13 protein-coding genes and 1 pseudogene are annotated in these 13,985 nt (G+C 42.7%); 2 read left to right on the top strand and 12 right to left on the bottom strand.

What is annotated here, in order from left to right; translation table 11 throughout:
- Positions 1-54 precede the first annotated feature (54 nt).
- A complete protein-coding gene (locus tag MKY92_RS15260; RefSeq protein ID WP_339301619.1) occupies positions 55-1,995 on the bottom strand; it encodes a beta-L-arabinofuranosidase domain-containing protein in 1,941 nt (646 codons plus the stop codon).
- Positions 1,996-2,097: 102 nt separating this feature from the next.
- Here MKY92_RS15260 and MKY92_RS15255 point away from each other — a divergent pair, with 102 nt between their 5' ends.
- Entirely contained in the window at positions 2,098-2,976 is an 879-nt protein-coding gene (locus MKY92_RS15255) for a helix-turn-helix domain-containing protein (protein ID WP_339301618.1), read from the top strand.
- Between the two features lie 77 nt (positions 2,977-3,053).
- Here the strand turns inward: MKY92_RS15255 and MKY92_RS15250 are convergent, their stop codons facing one another.
- The 7 genes and pseudogenes from MKY92_RS15250 to MKY92_RS15220 all read right to left on the bottom strand — a co-directional run bounded on the left by MKY92_RS15250 (position 3,054) and on the right by MKY92_RS15220 (position 7,878).
- Positions 3,054-3,224, bottom strand: a complete 171-nt coding sequence (locus MKY92_RS15250; RefSeq protein WP_339301617.1) for a hypothetical protein — start codon at positions 3,222-3,224, stop codon at positions 3,054-3,056.
- Between the two features lie 194 nt (positions 3,225-3,418).
- Positions 3,419-4,474 (bottom strand): LLM class flavin-dependent oxidoreductase, encoded by a 1,056-nt coding sequence (locus MKY92_RS15245; protein WP_339301616.1) that lies wholly within the window; start codon positions 4,472-4,474, stop codon positions 3,419-3,421.
- Positions 4,475-4,539: 65 nt separating this feature from the next.
- A complete protein-coding gene (locus MKY92_RS15240; protein WP_339301614.1) occupies positions 4,540-4,992 on the bottom strand; it encodes a MarR family transcriptional regulator in 453 nt (150 codons plus the stop codon).
- Positions 4,993-5,035: 43 nt separating this feature from the next.
- Positions 5,036-5,803, bottom strand: coding sequence for a pirin family protein (locus MKY92_RS15235; protein WP_339301612.1), 768 nt, complete (start codon positions 5,801-5,803; stop codon positions 5,036-5,038).
- Positions 5,804-5,832: 29 nt separating this feature from the next.
- A complete protein-coding gene (locus MKY92_RS15230; RefSeq protein WP_339301610.1) occupies positions 5,833-6,189 on the bottom strand; it encodes a DoxX family protein in 357 nt (118 codons plus the stop codon).
- Positions 6,190-6,379: 190 nt separating this feature from the next.
- Positions 6,380-6,830 (bottom strand): annotated as a pseudogene (locus tag MKY92_RS15225) (VOC family protein).
- Positions 6,831-6,915: 85 nt separating this feature from the next.
- Entirely contained in the window at positions 6,916-7,878 is a 963-nt protein-coding gene (locus MKY92_RS15220; protein ID WP_339301608.1) for a YafY family protein, read from the bottom strand.
- 130 nt (positions 7,879-8,008) lie between these two features.
- Between MKY92_RS15220 and MKY92_RS15215 the strand changes: the two genes are divergently transcribed.
- Positions 8,009-9,133 carry a GerAB/ArcD/ProY family transporter gene (locus tag MKY92_RS15215; RefSeq protein WP_339301606.1) on the top strand — a complete coding sequence of 375 codons (1,125 nt, stop codon included), beginning with the start codon at positions 8,009-8,011 and terminating at the stop codon, positions 9,131-9,133.
- 85 nt (positions 9,134-9,218) lie between these two features.
- Here MKY92_RS15215 and MKY92_RS15210 read toward each other — a convergent pair whose 3' ends face one another.
- From MKY92_RS15210 to MKY92_RS15195, 4 genes are all read right to left on the bottom strand, one after another.
- The gene (locus tag MKY92_RS15210; protein ID WP_101313810.1) at positions 9,219-10,487 is read right to left on the bottom strand and encodes a cytosine deaminase; all 1,269 of its coding nucleotides are present in this window, start codon (positions 10,485-10,487) and stop codon (positions 9,219-9,221) included.
- On the bottom strand, positions 10,456-11,733 hold the full coding sequence (codB, locus tag MKY92_RS15205; protein ID WP_339301604.1) for a cytosine permease: 1,278 nt from the start codon (positions 11,731-11,733) through the stop codon (positions 10,456-10,458). Before codB ends, MKY92_RS15210 begins: the two co-directional genes overlap by 32 nt.
- 360 nt (positions 11,734-12,093) lie before the next feature.
- Positions 12,094-12,744 carry a hypothetical protein gene (locus MKY92_RS15200; protein ID WP_339301602.1) on the bottom strand — a complete coding sequence of 217 codons (651 nt, stop codon included), beginning with the start codon at positions 12,742-12,744 and terminating at the stop codon, positions 12,094-12,096.
- A 199-nt stretch (positions 12,745-12,943) separates the two neighbouring features.
- Positions 12,944-13,975 carry a ketopantoate reductase family protein gene (locus tag MKY92_RS15195; RefSeq protein WP_339301600.1) on the bottom strand — a complete coding sequence of 344 codons (1,032 nt, stop codon included), beginning with the start codon at positions 13,973-13,975 and terminating at the stop codon, positions 12,944-12,946.
- Positions 13,976-13,985 lie beyond the last annotated feature (10 nt).

The following is a 13,985-nucleotide window of genomic DNA, read 5'->3' as shown; positions in this document are numbered from 1 at the left end:
GTTTTCTTGGTGGTTCCTTTTGTGGAATTGTAAAAGTGCATCCTTACTTCCTCTTTAATAGCGTAGCCACACGCTCATCTCACCAGCCAGCCGATTACCCCACAGATAATAGGGAATGGCCTTGAAACGTACAGCCTTTGTCTGCTTAATATAAGAACGGTACGGCTTCTCATCTGACCATAAATCGCTGTCGTCAGTCACGAGACCGTCCCCTTCTACCACGACACAACCACCTAGCAGATCTGGATCAGCATACTCTGTTAATTGTGGCTCCGTAGCCAATGCGATCGAAGTGAGTTGAGCTCCGTTGTCTGCTTCTTCGATGCAATAAACAAGCGGGCCGCGTTGAATGGCTACCTTGCCTGCATCTGCCCGAATTAAAGGATGTGCGGCAACTAACTTCGGCTCGATCGGAAGCAGCCACTCCACTGTATTACCATCTGACCAGCTGCGTTTTATTTTCGCGTAACCGTTCTCAACATGAATATCTTGCTGTTCACCATTTACTTTCAAGGTGGGCTGTCCGTTTTGGAACCAATCGGGTATACGCAGCGCAAGCTCGAACTCCGCACATTCGCTGTCTTTGGGGAGCTGAACCGTGAATTCAACACGACCGTTCCAGGGAAGCTTGGAGCGTTGATGCAATATTATTGTGGTGTCGGCAAGTTCGAACGAGGCTTTACTTCCAATATACAAATGGGTATAGATCGTTCTGCCATCCTCAGACACGTCGTAAATATAATCGTCTAACGAACCTAGCAACCGTGCAACATTTGGAGGACAACAGGAGCAACCAAACCATTTCTGTCGGACGGGCTTTACGTGATGTTTATCTGGATTTTTGAGACTGGCTTCTGGCCAAACTTCAAGTGGATTGACATAGAAGAAGTGTTTGCCATCCATAGACATGCTGCCCAGCACATTGTTGTACAGCGCTCTCTCCAACACATCCGCATATTCGCTCTTAACTTCCAATTGAAGCATGCGACGTGCCCAGAAAATCAAGCCAATCGAGGCACAGGTCTCCGCGTAAACGGAATCATTCGGAAGATCGTAGTCAAACGTAAAAGCTTCCCCGAGATGTGTTGAACCAATGCCCCCGGTAATATACATTTGTTTGCCTGTTGTGTTCAACCAGAGTCGTTCACACGCCTCCTTCAGCCCCTCGTCACCTGTTAGTCTCGCAAGATCAGCCATCGCCGTGTACATGTAAACTGCCCGAACGGAGTGTCCAACAGCTACCTTTTGCTCACGAACAGGAAGATGAGATTGATAGACCTCAAGATTAGGCGCTCCCTGGGACCAGATGTTTGTCCGGCTTCCGCGTTCCCATTCCTCAATGAAATAATTGGGCTGCTTCCCCCGTTCATCTATAAAGTATCGGCTAAGGTTCAAATAACGCTCTTCTCCCGTAACACCGTATAGCTTAACCAGAGCCAATTCAATCTCCTGATGACCGCAGTAAGCCCTTATCTGTCCCGGTTTGGTTCCGAACATACGATCAATCAGATCAGCGAATCGGCAAGAGATGTCTAGCAATTTATGCTTGCCTGTCGCCTGATAATAAGCAACCGCTGCTTCAATTAAATGGCCTGCACAATACAGCTCATGAGCTTCATAAAGATTGGTCCATTGCTTCCCAGGTTCTTGGATCGTGAAGTAGGTATTCAGATAACCATCGTCATGTTGGGCTTGGCCGATCAATTCGATAGATTCATCGGCGATCTTCTCTAACCTCTGATCTGGATGATGACGGAGCGAATAAGCAACGGCCTCCAACCACTTGTAGAGATCACTGTCCTGAAATACCCATCCACCAAACTCTCCTTGCTCCAAGCCAGCAGCAATACGGAAATTTCGAATAGCATGACTAGGCTCAGCGTCCTCTACCCTATCGTTCAGAGCTTCCCATTGATAGGGAATAACCGTTTCTCGTACAAGATTGGTATACGCATTCCAAAATTGGTCTTGAATTTGGATCTCGTTTTGTCCCATTAAACACACCCCAAAAGTATAAAATTTGACTCTTTCCAAAGTCGAGTATATGCTTTTTCTTAAAGTGAGAATAGGAATGGAATGATCTTTTTTCTATACAAAATGATACTAAAAAATGAGGACAATACATTGAATGAAGAATTAATTGTTGCGTTACAAACCCCACCTCTTCCATATTACTGGGAATCTGGCCGTTCAACGTTCCGTGTAGGCGACCGTCATCCTAATCGAAGAAATTTCGGCCTGTTTGATGTACTGTTCGTGGTTAATGGAGAACTACATATCGGTGAGAACGGGACGGAATGGACACTTGGCATAGGTGATGCACTGGTATTACTACCTGAAGGTGAGCATTACTCATTCAGACCCTGCGAACAGGAAACAACGTTTTACTGGGTTCATTTTGAGCATGGGAACTGGCATCAGAGTCCCTTAATAGAAGAATCGGAAGCGGTAATTCCGTTATCGCCATTCGATAAGCCAAAATCAATACGAATACCTAAGAAATCCACGGTACTAAGTCCCCAGCTCGCATTTGATCTAATGCAACAGCTTTTGGAACTGCCGGTAGGTGATTCCTTCTGGGAGAAGCAACAATTGCTGTTCCGTTTTCTGGCTATACTTGAGAATGGCATCTCCGATATGGCCAAAACGCCTGCTTCACGGCTTGCCGAGAAAGTAGCTGTTTTCATCCAGCAACACTACCAAGAAGAGATCACCAATGAAACACTCTCGTCGGTACTACACTTCCACCCTAGCTATATCGTTCGCTGTATGAAAATGAAATACGGTGTCACACCGGTTCATTACTTATTACAATTCAGGATAGAGCGAGCCAAGCAGCTTCTAGTCTCCACGGAATGGTCAATAGATCGTATAGCTGCTGAAGTAGGTTTTCAATATTCCCCTTACTTTTCTACCTGCTTCAAGCGAAGTGTTGGAATATCTCCTCTCCAGTTTCGCAAGAAATATCTGCATTAGTTGAACTCAGAGGGAAGTTGTAAATTGAAAAACTAAACGACCGTACCCCGGAAGAACACCGGGAAATGGTCGCAGTTTTATTTCTTTTCTTTTTTTGTACTGTCTAGTCCATGTTCCCTGTCTTTTAGCGTTGATTTACCCGCTCTTTTTGCATAATCTGATCCTACAGCCGAGCGATATTCTCCTTTTTTCCAACCCATTCCGTAATCTCTTCTCCCAACTTTCGATAATCCATACCATTGCCCCATTTCTGAATTTGGAAATAAAAAAGACCAAAACGATCTGCCTTCCCATACTCACATAAGGAAAATGCAAAATCATTTTGGTCATGCCTGCTTTACCAGTAACAGTCAAACACTGCTAATATTCAATTCGTTATCGATGTAAACGTTTAGCGAATCATAATATCACACAATAAAATAGTTAGCAATCACTTTATTCGTCATCTTTGTGTATGTTTCTTAACAGCAGGCATAATGATTGTTGCTAGTAGTTCAATGTTCTTTTTAATCTGATCTATACTGACGCCACCTGCATCGATCTCGGCTAAGAAGCGTTGTTGCCCATACATCTCGTATTGATACAACATTTTTTCAATAATTTGTTGAGGAGAGCCCACCATGAGTGCATCTCGATAATCGGTAGCAGCCAAGAATTGTTGCTCAGGGTAACCACTACCTCTTAATTGAACCGTAGCGTTATTTATATGTGGGTAGTATTCGCGTAAGGCTGTTTGGCTATCTTCAGCTACGTACATGAGACTCGTTGTGGAGATGGGTAATCTTGCAGGATCAAAGCCTGCACTTCGTGCAGCTTCACGGTAACGATCAACAGCAGTTTTAAATGCTGTTGACGGTCCACCAAGTGTCGTTAACATCATGGGTACCCCTGCTAAACCTGCTTTAATCGCACTTGCCGGTGGTCCTCCTACTGCACGCCATATCGGCATTTTCCCATGTAATGGTTGGGGGATGATTTCGGCATGATGTAGTGGTGCCCGGAACTCCCCTTGCCATGTAACACGCTCTTCTTCGTTAATCTTCAGCAGTAATGCCAATTTCTCTTCAAATAGTTCTTCATAGTTACTCACATCAAAACCTAATAATTCATATGCACCTAGACGTGAGCCACGTCCTGCTACAATTTCCGCACGTCCATTTGAAATCAGATCCAACGTTGCAAAGTCTTCATATACTCGAACCGGGTCAGATGTACTCAGGACTGTTGCCGAGCTGGCGATTTTAATGGTTTTGGTTGCTTGGGCAATTGCTCCAAGGATCACGGTATGTGCTTGGGTTGCAAATAACGGCTGATGACTCTCCCCTACTGCGAATACATCAAGTCTTGCTTCTTCAGCCAGTTTGGCAGTTTCGATTAATTCGTTAATCCGTTGCTGTGCAGAGATGCGATGGCCTGTGAGAGGATTGCTTAAATGATCTCCAATGGAATAGAGACCGATCTCCATACCTTTTTCATGTTGAATACGATATTGTTCCATCTTAGTCTGTCCTTCCATATGAGTTCCATGGAGGCCTAGAAACCAAAAGTTGGTTTCATCTCAATTCATTCGTTGATCTTACTGGCACCTAGTCCAAGTTTCTTGAGAAGATCGGTTAACTGTACTTTTTCTTCATTGGTAATAGAAGATAGATTTTTGGATATCACCTCAACGTGTTGAGGAAAGATCTCTTTAAATACATTTTGGCCTTGATCCGTAATGACTACAATTGAAGATCGACGGTCTGTTGGACTTGGTTCTCGCTTTACTAATTCTTTCTTCTCAAGCTTATCCACTACATATGTGATGCTCCCACTAGGGATCGAAAATTTCTCACTTATACTTTGGACCGTGTGTGGTCCTTTATTGTAGAGGAGTTCCAGCACCATAAAGTTCTCATTACTAATGCCGTATCGTTCTATATCTTTTACAACGTCATCAAAAACAGTTTTACTAGCCTTTACCCACACACGAAAAAGCCGTAAATCTATCTGACTTTGTTCATCTCCTTGAAACATGTACAGGACCTCCTATTAGATACCTTCAAAAAATTCGTAATGGTTATCTTGGTTTGCTGTATAAAGGATAATCAACTTCAGTCGGAACTTCAATAAGCAAGATTCTAAGGTCTTGATCAATAGCTTGTATGGCTACTTTCTCCTCTTCCTCTGATTGAATGATAATAAAATCCTTATGTGAGAAATGAGTTGTTTCAATTGTATCTGATAAAAGAGTTCCGTCTCCTCTAATGGCTAAACTAGCCAATGTACGACCCAAGGAAAGGCTATGAGTATATACTGTTCCCTTAGGAATAAGTACATCCCACATTTTAGCATCAGTCACTGTCTGCATAGGAGAATTGTTTCCTAAAAGTGTTTTAATTTTAACGTCATCTATATCCACTAACGAAAACTGATTAGAATCGAATTGCGAATAAATAGGTGTACGTTTAACGGCTTGGCTTAGATGTGGTTCAAACCAAATTTGAAAGGCTTCAGTCGGTTCCTTTAACGCCTCAGCATGTTGCACACCAGAGCCTGTTTGCATGAGCTGAGCTCCTCCTTCTTGCACAACACTTTCCGTACCCAGTGTATCCCGATGATATCCCTTACCATTGATCACATAAGTGATGATTTCGAAGCCTTGATGCGGATGGAATCCGATCTCTGCTGGTTCCTGAGAATGAGCCCAAGCCCAGTAAAATAGGGGGCCTACTCGAGTAATGATGGAGCCTTCTCCGGAAAAACCGATTGGTTTTTGTTCTTTGATTTTACCACCATCGAACTGACCACTCGCTTGATCTTTGGGTTTAATAATTTGGATTCCCATTATACTCACTCCTTAGTTTAACGGACCATTCACACAAACAAAGATCCGTAATTGATTAGAAATACGACCAACCCTAGAATTAATAAAATGATCGGCATAAGCATTTGTTTCAATTGATCCTTTATTTTAATGTGGGTCATGATCGCACCGATCATCGTTACCACGATGAGCAAACCACCCCATGCAGCTAAACCCTCATTCCAAATACCTGCAATAACAAAACCTGCTGCAATGACTTCGATCAATCCTGTAAACACTCGAAACGCTCCAGGATATCCATAGTGCTTAAATCCTTCTACCATCTGCTTGGACCCGAACTTCATAAACCCAAACATAAGAAAACCTAACCCTAAAATCACTTGCAAAACAATGGATAGAACACTCATAAATTCAATCTCCTCTTTACCCTACTATTATTAATCCTAATGTTAGGATAAATGTATCCTAACATTAGGCTATATGAGTGTCAACAAAATTCTATGGAAACTAAAAACCTCCTTTCCTAAGGAAAGAAGGTTTTTAGTTTCGTTAAGATAAATTAATTCATTCTACTGGGGCTATTCTAAACTCCACTCTTCATCCGCTAACATTTTCGACCCACTCAGCAACTCTTCGACTACTTTCTTCTTCCGATAAATCTTCAATCCGGGTAAGAATAGACCAGCGTACGTTAAAAGGGTCTAGTATACTTCCGAATCGATCACCAGACGCAAAGTTAAAATCCCTAAAGAATAACATGCATGATCTTGATCTGAGGGCAAGCCAATTGATATGCAGGGTTCGCAGCCCCCAGCTGCAAAAAACCATTTCCAAAATCCAATTCCGCATGAACGATTATTATATTACCATTTCCGTCTGGATGCTCAGTGATATCCTTCACCCTTGCATTGAAAACATCTTTGTAGAACTCTATTGCTTCAGAAGGGTCTTTCACTGTTATAAATGGAGTAATCGATGTAACGCTTTTTGGCGTACCGTTCTTTGTATATTTTCCTGATACTGCCTTGTGTTTTGTCTGTTTACTCATATGTCTACTTCGCCTGCCTTCTCAGTAAACCGAGATTGTCAACATTATAAAACAACTTCACTGACATCTACTGTCAGTGAAGTTGTTAAAGTTGATAGTATTCCATTAACTCGGATACAACAGCAACAAGTCTGTCCTTCAAGCACTGTGGTTCGATGACTTGAATGGATTTCCCATAGGATAGGAGAAAATAGGGGACGTATGTATGAATTGATTTTTCATCAAATAAAAAGATAGCTTGATTGGAAGTCCGCTCTTTCAGATAATGTCCCATAAACCAATGCAGCCCCAAGTCATCAATTGCCTCTATTCGGCCTTCGATAACCAAGGAAATTAACCCCTCTTTCCCCCCTACATCAGGTAACAAATTTTGCATAAATAATTCACGGGCTGAAAAAGTTTCCGAACGCTTAAAGCGGAGCGGAGTAAGCTTGATTCGCAGAATACGATCTGCCCGAAAGCTGCGGAATTCATTTCTCAAGTGGCAAAACGCAATGGTATACCATTTATTATTCCAGTAAACCATGCCATACGGGTCTATTACTCTATTCTTGGGTTGTTCATCACGGCTTCTGCGATAATCAATTTCGACAGAGCAATCATTAGCCACGGCTTGCTCCAATTCCGCCAAGATCGGCTGAACGGATGGATCTCCCATGCGGTTGATAACGTTAAACCCGGCTAAATGACGACGAAGTGTGTTTTCCTGATCCTGATTTGAATACATTCTCAATTTGGATGTTGCATTGTCCAATGCCTCACTCAAAGGGTATCCAGCTTCTTTTGCAAACACAGCAGCTTGGAGAAGTGCCTTTTTTTCTTCAATATCAAATAACAAAGGTGCTTTGATATGCTGATTCAGCAAGCTATACCCGCCGTTGTGACCTGTATCGGAAATGATCGGTACTCCACTGGCACATAATGCATCAATATATCGATATACGGTTCTTATATTGATCTCTAACTTTTCGGACATCTGTTTTGCAGTTACTTTGGTGCCTGAATTCAGCATCCATAGAATGGCTAACATATTATCGTTCTTTGGCATAACCTACATCCTCATCTTCAATTCATTATTGGATATCTCTACATTATATCAGTACAGCTTATTTTACATAAAACAACTGCGTTGGGCGATACTACCTAGAAATATATTCTCCGGTTTGGAGCGAAGGCCAATGAAGCAATCCACATCTAATATTAATACCTCCGAGGTCATTATTGTAGTTATCAATTCAATACTCGGAGCTGGAATTCTAACACTGCCTCGCACGATTAGTAAAGCAGTAGGAACACCAGATGTATGGATTTCTGTCATTTTATCAGGAGTAATTGTAACCACAATCAGCATTCTCCTTGTAACCTTGTGTCGTAGATTCCCCGGTAAAACGGTGTTCGAATTTATACCCGAAATCACAGGTCAATGGATTGCTTATCTATTTGGACTTTTAATTATCGTGTATTTTGTTGTTCTTTGTTCATTCGAAGTTAGAGTGATGGCCGAAATTACAAGTATGTATATCCTTGAGCGCACGCCTACTTGGGTCACCATTATGGTCAGTTTGTGGATTGGTATTTATATGTTAACGGGTGGTCTTAAGGTCATCATCCGGGTCTTTTCAATCGTGTTGCCCGTTACGCTTGCGTTATTAGCGCTGGTTTTCCTTTTAAGCAGCAACATGTTTGAACTTAACAACCTAAGACCACTTCTGGGCGATGGATTCATGCCTGTGTTGAAGGGTCTTAAACCTTCGTGTCTCTCCTATTCTGGATATGAAGTGTTACTCATCATCACAGCTTACATGGTGGACGTGAAAGCGAGTAATAAAGCTGCTATATACAGCATACTTAGTTGTACGATCATATATTTGGTCACGATTGTTACCGTTGTAGGAAATTTATCTTTGCCAGGAATTCAAACACGAATGTGGCCAACGTTCGACATGGTTCGGAGTTTTGAAATTGAGGGATTTCTTTTTGAGCGTTATGAATCACTGTTCATTGTGTTTTGGCTGATGCAGATCTTTGCAACCTATGCTTTTAAACACTATTTTGCGGCAATAGGGGTCCGAGATTTGTTTCGTCTCAAAAATATTACGAGCATACAATTCGCGATGTTGCCAGTCTTGTATGTAATTGCTTACTTGCCTAAAAACCTGGAGGAAACGTTAGCTTTGGGTGATTTTCTCGGAAACATGTCCATTTTCTTATTTGGCTTGTTACCACTGCTACTGCTGATCATTAGTTTTGTTCGTAAAAAAGGCGGGAAGCAGGCTTCTAGTGAAGCCCTTAAGGCAAGTTAAATGTTTGGTTCTTATTGTATGTAGACAGTACAAAAAAGCAAAAAAGCCGCAAAATAGCGACTTTAATGGGAGTATATTTTCTTCATTATTTATTGAAAGTAACCTTTTCTGTACCGCCTTCAAAAATGATGGATGTGTCCCGCGGCTTCGATTCCGCAATTTTACGGCCGCCTCTGTAGGAATAAAGTACGCCGGCTTGTTTGCGAACAGCCTCATATTCGTTCTCTGCTTCAAGTACGATGAAGTTAGCAGGTTTACCTTCTTCAATACCGTATACATCCTCTATGTGTAACGTTCTTGCACTGTTTTTCGTAATGAGGTCGATCGAATTCACGATCTGGTCGTAACCAAGCAACTGCGAAGCATGAATCCCCATATGCAGCACTTGCAGCATGTTGCCTGTGCCGAGCGGATACCACGGATCGAAGATGTCATCGTGACCAAAGCACACATTCAGACCTGCTTCCTGCAACTCTTTGACACGCGTTAGCCCTCTTCTTTTTGGATACGTGTCGAAGCGTCCTTGCAGGTGAATGTTAACCAGCGGATTGGAGACAAAGTTCAGATCAGCCATCTTCAACAAACGGAACAACTTGTACGTATAAGCGTCATTATATGACCCCATCGCGGTTGTGTGGCTTGCCGTTGTGCGTGAACCCAGTCCACGTTCGTAGGCTTCCTTGGCAACAACTTCAACAAAACGGGATTGCTCGTCATCGATCTCATCGCAATGGATATCAATCAGACGATCGTATTTTTCAGCCAGATCAAACGCAACTTTCATTGAATCAACACCGTATTCCCGTGTGAATTCGAAGTGTGGAATGCCGCCGACCACGTCAACGCCCATTTTCAGTGACTCTTCCAGCAATTCTGCCCCGTTTGGATAAGAGTGAATGCCTTCCTGTGGAAAAGCAACAAGCTGAATGTCCATATATGGAGCCATTTCTTCTTTTACTTCAAGCATCGCTTTAACAGCAATCAAGCTTGGATCGGTAACGTCCACATGGGTCCGTACATGCTGGATACCTTGTGCCAATTGCCACTTCAGTGCCGTTTTGGAACGTGTTTTGACATCTTCATGTGTCAAGAAAGCCTTGCGCTCTGACCACCGTTGGATGCCTTCGAACAGCGTTCCGCTTAGATTCCATTCCGGCTCGCCTGCAGTGAGCGTTGTATCGAGATGAATATGCGGCTCAATAAACGGTGGCAGCACAAGCGATCCGTTAACATCCAGGATCTCTTCATTCTCGGTCACTTCCAGCGATTGTGTAATTCGTTCAAACTTTCCGTTCTTCACAACGATATTCCATAGTCCTTCTTTACCCCGCAATTTTGCGTTCTGTATAATCATTTATTTTCCCCATTTCTTTGGTTTCTTTCGCAGGAACAATCAGCATCAAGACGATATAGGCCACTGCTGTACCAAGCAGTGCGTTCAATGGTGTTACGCCAGGAGCCAGTTGAGCGAATGCAACGCCGATGGCCCAAGCCACCATCGCTACCCAGTTTACATTTTTGAATGACATGTCGGCAAATGGCTTATAGTTTCTACGTTTCACAATGAAGTAATCTGCGATAATAATAGCCCCGATGGACGGTATCGCCGCGCCCAGTACGTTCAGGAAACTGACGAAGTTGTTGTACATCCACATGGCAAATACGGTACCCACGATGCCGTTTACGATGACGAAGAATTTCTTTGAGATTTTGGTGATGTTCGCAAAACCAAGACCCGAAGCGTACAGTGCATTATCATTCGTTGTCCAGATATTCAGGCCCAGAACAATAATTGCCGGGATCATTAACCCTTGCAGGAACATGACCTCCGAGATATCGGCCAGGTTATAGGCCATCGCACCAACTGCACCGAACAGAAACATGAGTGAGTTACCCAGGAAGAACGCAATCACTGTTGCGGTAACCGCCTGTTTGGATGTCCGAGAAAACCGGGCAAAATCGGGTGTCAGTGTTCCTCCACTTATGAATGATCCGATACAGATCGTCAATGCCGCCGCCGCGGTAAGCGACTGAGTCGGCGTGTAATCAAGCAACCCTTGCAGACCTCCCAGTGAACCTGCACCTTCGAACATGGAGTAACCACCGAGAATGGCAATCGCAGGAACTGCGATATATCCGAGGATGACGAGTGACTTCATGCCAAAGATGGCTGATGCTGTCATGGCAAGTCCGAACACGACAATCAACAGGTACACGTTCCAGTCCATGGCTTTGGCGACCGGAATCGCGAACATGGCTACGCCTACTCCGAACCATCCGACTTGTGTGAAGCCTAACAGGAACGAAGGTAGATACGACCCTTTTGCGCCGAACGCATATTTAGCGAGCAAATGTGTGGACAGTCCCGTTTTGGCGGCGATATGTGCCAGTGCCCCTGTATAGATACCGAGCACCAGATTGCCTGCAAGTACGATCCCAATGAACTCCATGAACGTCAAGCTCACGCCCAATGTCCCTCCTGCCAGCATGCTTGCAGAGAAGAAAGTAAAACCGAGCATGACGGATAACGTCTTCCAAAATTGGTTTCTTTGTGCTTTTGGCACGGCTTGCCATGAAAATTCTTGATCTTGTTTGCTCATCAGAATACCCCCAACATAAAGTGTATCCGATACCAAAAAAAGCAGAAAAAAAAGGCTACTCGTCAAGTTATACACTGACAAGTAGCCTCTTTTTGCATCATAATCCGCGCGAAGACACAGAGCATCCTATTACGGGATATGCCCTGATTCTCGCGTGATTATGAAATCCGCTGCCCTTGCCAGCCTCTCTGGACTGAATTAAAGGTACCAGTATTCAATTACATTCTATTATTTTGGAAATACATGCAGTTGTCAATGTCATTATTATCCAACGGTTATTAATTCCTTATACAGTAAGCTATTTTTTTGATCATTCCTCCTTAACCAGTGGCTGGAACAAGCAAATAAATAATGTCGAGTTTACGATATGTGTCCAACAACCTCTGGTAATACTCTTTCGTATTCCTTATATAAAACATACCGATTAACACCTCTGGAAGAGTTAAGTGCTTCATGCGCGTGCTGAATAGCGGTATCACGGTTTTCTGCTTTGAGTTCAATACCCGCGAGCAATGTTGATCGCATCCACTGTTTTTTAATGGATTGAAGTCTCTCACGCGCATCTTCACTTTTCCCGTCTTCCAAGAGTAGAATGGTTTCGTAATATGTACGGTAGTCCGATAAGCCGATATGAGGTACAGCTTGCCGAATGGCAAACATATCCTTGCGATATAATCCGTAAGCTGCCTTGAACTGTGCTTGTGTTGTTCTTCGCTTATATTTCTGCATAATTTGCTCCATAACTAGTTCTACCTCATCATCAAGTCTGTTTGCAAGGACATAAATAATGTATGTCCCAGGTGTATTTTGCTGCTTGGATAAAAAGGACTCTAAACGATCTATACGCTTATCAAATACTAAAGGATAAAAAACATGTTTAATAAATGCGACAAGAATGGTAACGACTACAACCCCCACAATCAGAAATAGAGAATATTCGTTTATTTGCATAAACAAGACAAACATCAATACAACCAAATAAAACCCGAATTCCCACCAAGAGTACCTCATAATGAATCTCCTTCTAATAGAAAAATAACCAGCAAGTCTATATTATATCAAATTTAATTCCCCTTTTTGTATAATGTTAGGAAATAAAAATCACAAAGAACAGTCTAATCATCCTAAAATCAGGTCCGATTAGATTTACTGATACAACAAAAAAGCCGCTATATTTATTAGCGACTTTCAGTTGAAATAATTGAATTTATTATTGTGCACTTAATAGTTCTTCAAAAGCTTTTATATTCGTATCAAAATCAGGAACGGTTTGCGTTTCTTCAGCAGATTTGACCAGTTTTACAACTAAATCATTATAAGGTGTCGCAATTCCTGTACCCTCTGCTCTGCTTGAAACAACCCCGTTAATATAATCAATCTCCGTTTTGCGGTTTTTCTCCAGATCTTGAAGCATGCTTGCTTTGAGCAGTCTGGAGGGCTCCATCACGTAACGTAATGTTTTCACCCGTTCAGGAATATCTTCCTTGCTGTTCAGTTCGAGTGAAGCGATGTCGAATCCATTCATTTTAACCAAGGTAACCCCATTGGCGCGAGCAACTTTAATTGTCTCGTCCGCAATATGGGCTGCACTCACAATACCGGCTTCATGATCAATAATGTCCCCATATTCACCATTCAATGCAGCCGATAAACCACTGAAGGCATTGTTGATCAGCAATTTGGACCATTTGGTTCCAACCAGGTTATCGGAAATATGTGTTCCACCCACAAGGTCCAACACCGATTTCACGTGTTGAATTCGTTCGGTGATTTCACCATTTAATTCGCCTATTTGAAAAGCATACTGCTTAAATTGAGTGTACTCAGTGGTCAGGCTTGACACACCCGGTTCAATGAACGTAGCGCCGAATTCAACGGAGCCAGCAATAACACGTTTTTCACCCACGATGGACGCCACTTTTTCTTCGGGAATCCCGTTCTGCAAGGAACACACCATACTGTCTTCATTCAAGAATGGAATTAATTCCTGAAGGATGGAATCGTTGTAGAGTTGTTTGGTTAAAAGTAACACGAGGTCATATTGTCCTGATTTTTGATCAGGAGTAATTGCTTTTACTTTTGCCTGAAACTCTGTGGTACCCGTCACTTTAGCACCCGTCTGATTTAAAGCATTTACATGTTCTTGATATGCATCAATTAACTCAACGTCAAGTCCGCCATCCGCAAGGTATGCACCTACGATAGTTCCCAAAGATCCTGCTCCTACAATTGCAATTCTCATTTTAATTTCC

The organism is Paenibacillus sp. FSL R5-0623 (assembly GCF_037974265.1).
GTDB lineage: Bacteria > Bacillota > Bacilli > Paenibacillales > Paenibacillaceae > Paenibacillus.
Note: the sequence above shows the minus strand (reverse complement) of the source record. Positions and strands in the feature narration are given on the sequence as shown.

Coding starts and splice junctions, on each gene's coding strand:
- MKY92_RS15260 (WP_339301619.1), bottom strand. CDS start 1,995: ATGGGACAAAACGAGATCCAAATTCAAGACCAATTTTGGAATGCGTAT.
- MKY92_RS15255 (WP_339301618.1), top strand. CDS start 2,098: ATGATACTAAAAAATGAGGACAATACATTGAATGAAGAATTAATTGTT.
- MKY92_RS15250 (WP_339301617.1), bottom strand. CDS start 3,224: ATGGGGCAATGGTATGGATTATCGAAAGTTGGGAGAAGAGATTACGGA.
- MKY92_RS15245 (WP_339301616.1), bottom strand. CDS start 4,474: ATGGAACAATATCGTATTCAACATGAAAAAGGTATGGAGATCGGTCTC.
- MKY92_RS15240 (WP_339301614.1), bottom strand. CDS start 4,992: ATGTTTCAAGGAGATGAACAAAGTCAGATAGATTTACGGCTTTTTCGT.
- MKY92_RS15235 (WP_339301612.1), bottom strand. CDS start 5,803: ATGGGAATCCAAATTATTAAACCCAAAGATCAAGCGAGTGGTCAGTTC.
- MKY92_RS15230 (WP_339301610.1), bottom strand. CDS start 6,189: ATGAGTGTTCTATCCATTGTTTTGCAAGTGATTTTAGGGTTAGGTTTT.
- MKY92_RS15220 (WP_339301608.1), bottom strand. CDS start 7,878: ATGCCAAAGAACGATAATATGTTAGCCATTCTATGGATGCTGAATTCA.
- MKY92_RS15215 (WP_339301606.1), top strand. CDS start 8,009: ATGAAGCAATCCACATCTAATATTAATACCTCCGAGGTCATTATTGTA.
- MKY92_RS15210 (WP_101313810.1), bottom strand. CDS start 10,487: ATGATTATACAGAACGCAAAATTGCGGGGTAAAGAAGGACTATGGAAT.
- codB (WP_339301604.1), bottom strand. CDS start 11,733: ATGAGCAAACAAGATCAAGAATTTTCATGGCAAGCCGTGCCAAAAGCA.
- MKY92_RS15200 (WP_339301602.1), bottom strand. CDS start 12,744: ATGAGGTACTCTTGGTGGGAATTCGGGTTTTATTTGGTTGTATTGATG.
- MKY92_RS15195 (WP_339301600.1), bottom strand. CDS start 13,975: ATGAGAATTGCAATTGTAGGAGCAGGATCTTTGGGAACTATCGTAGGT.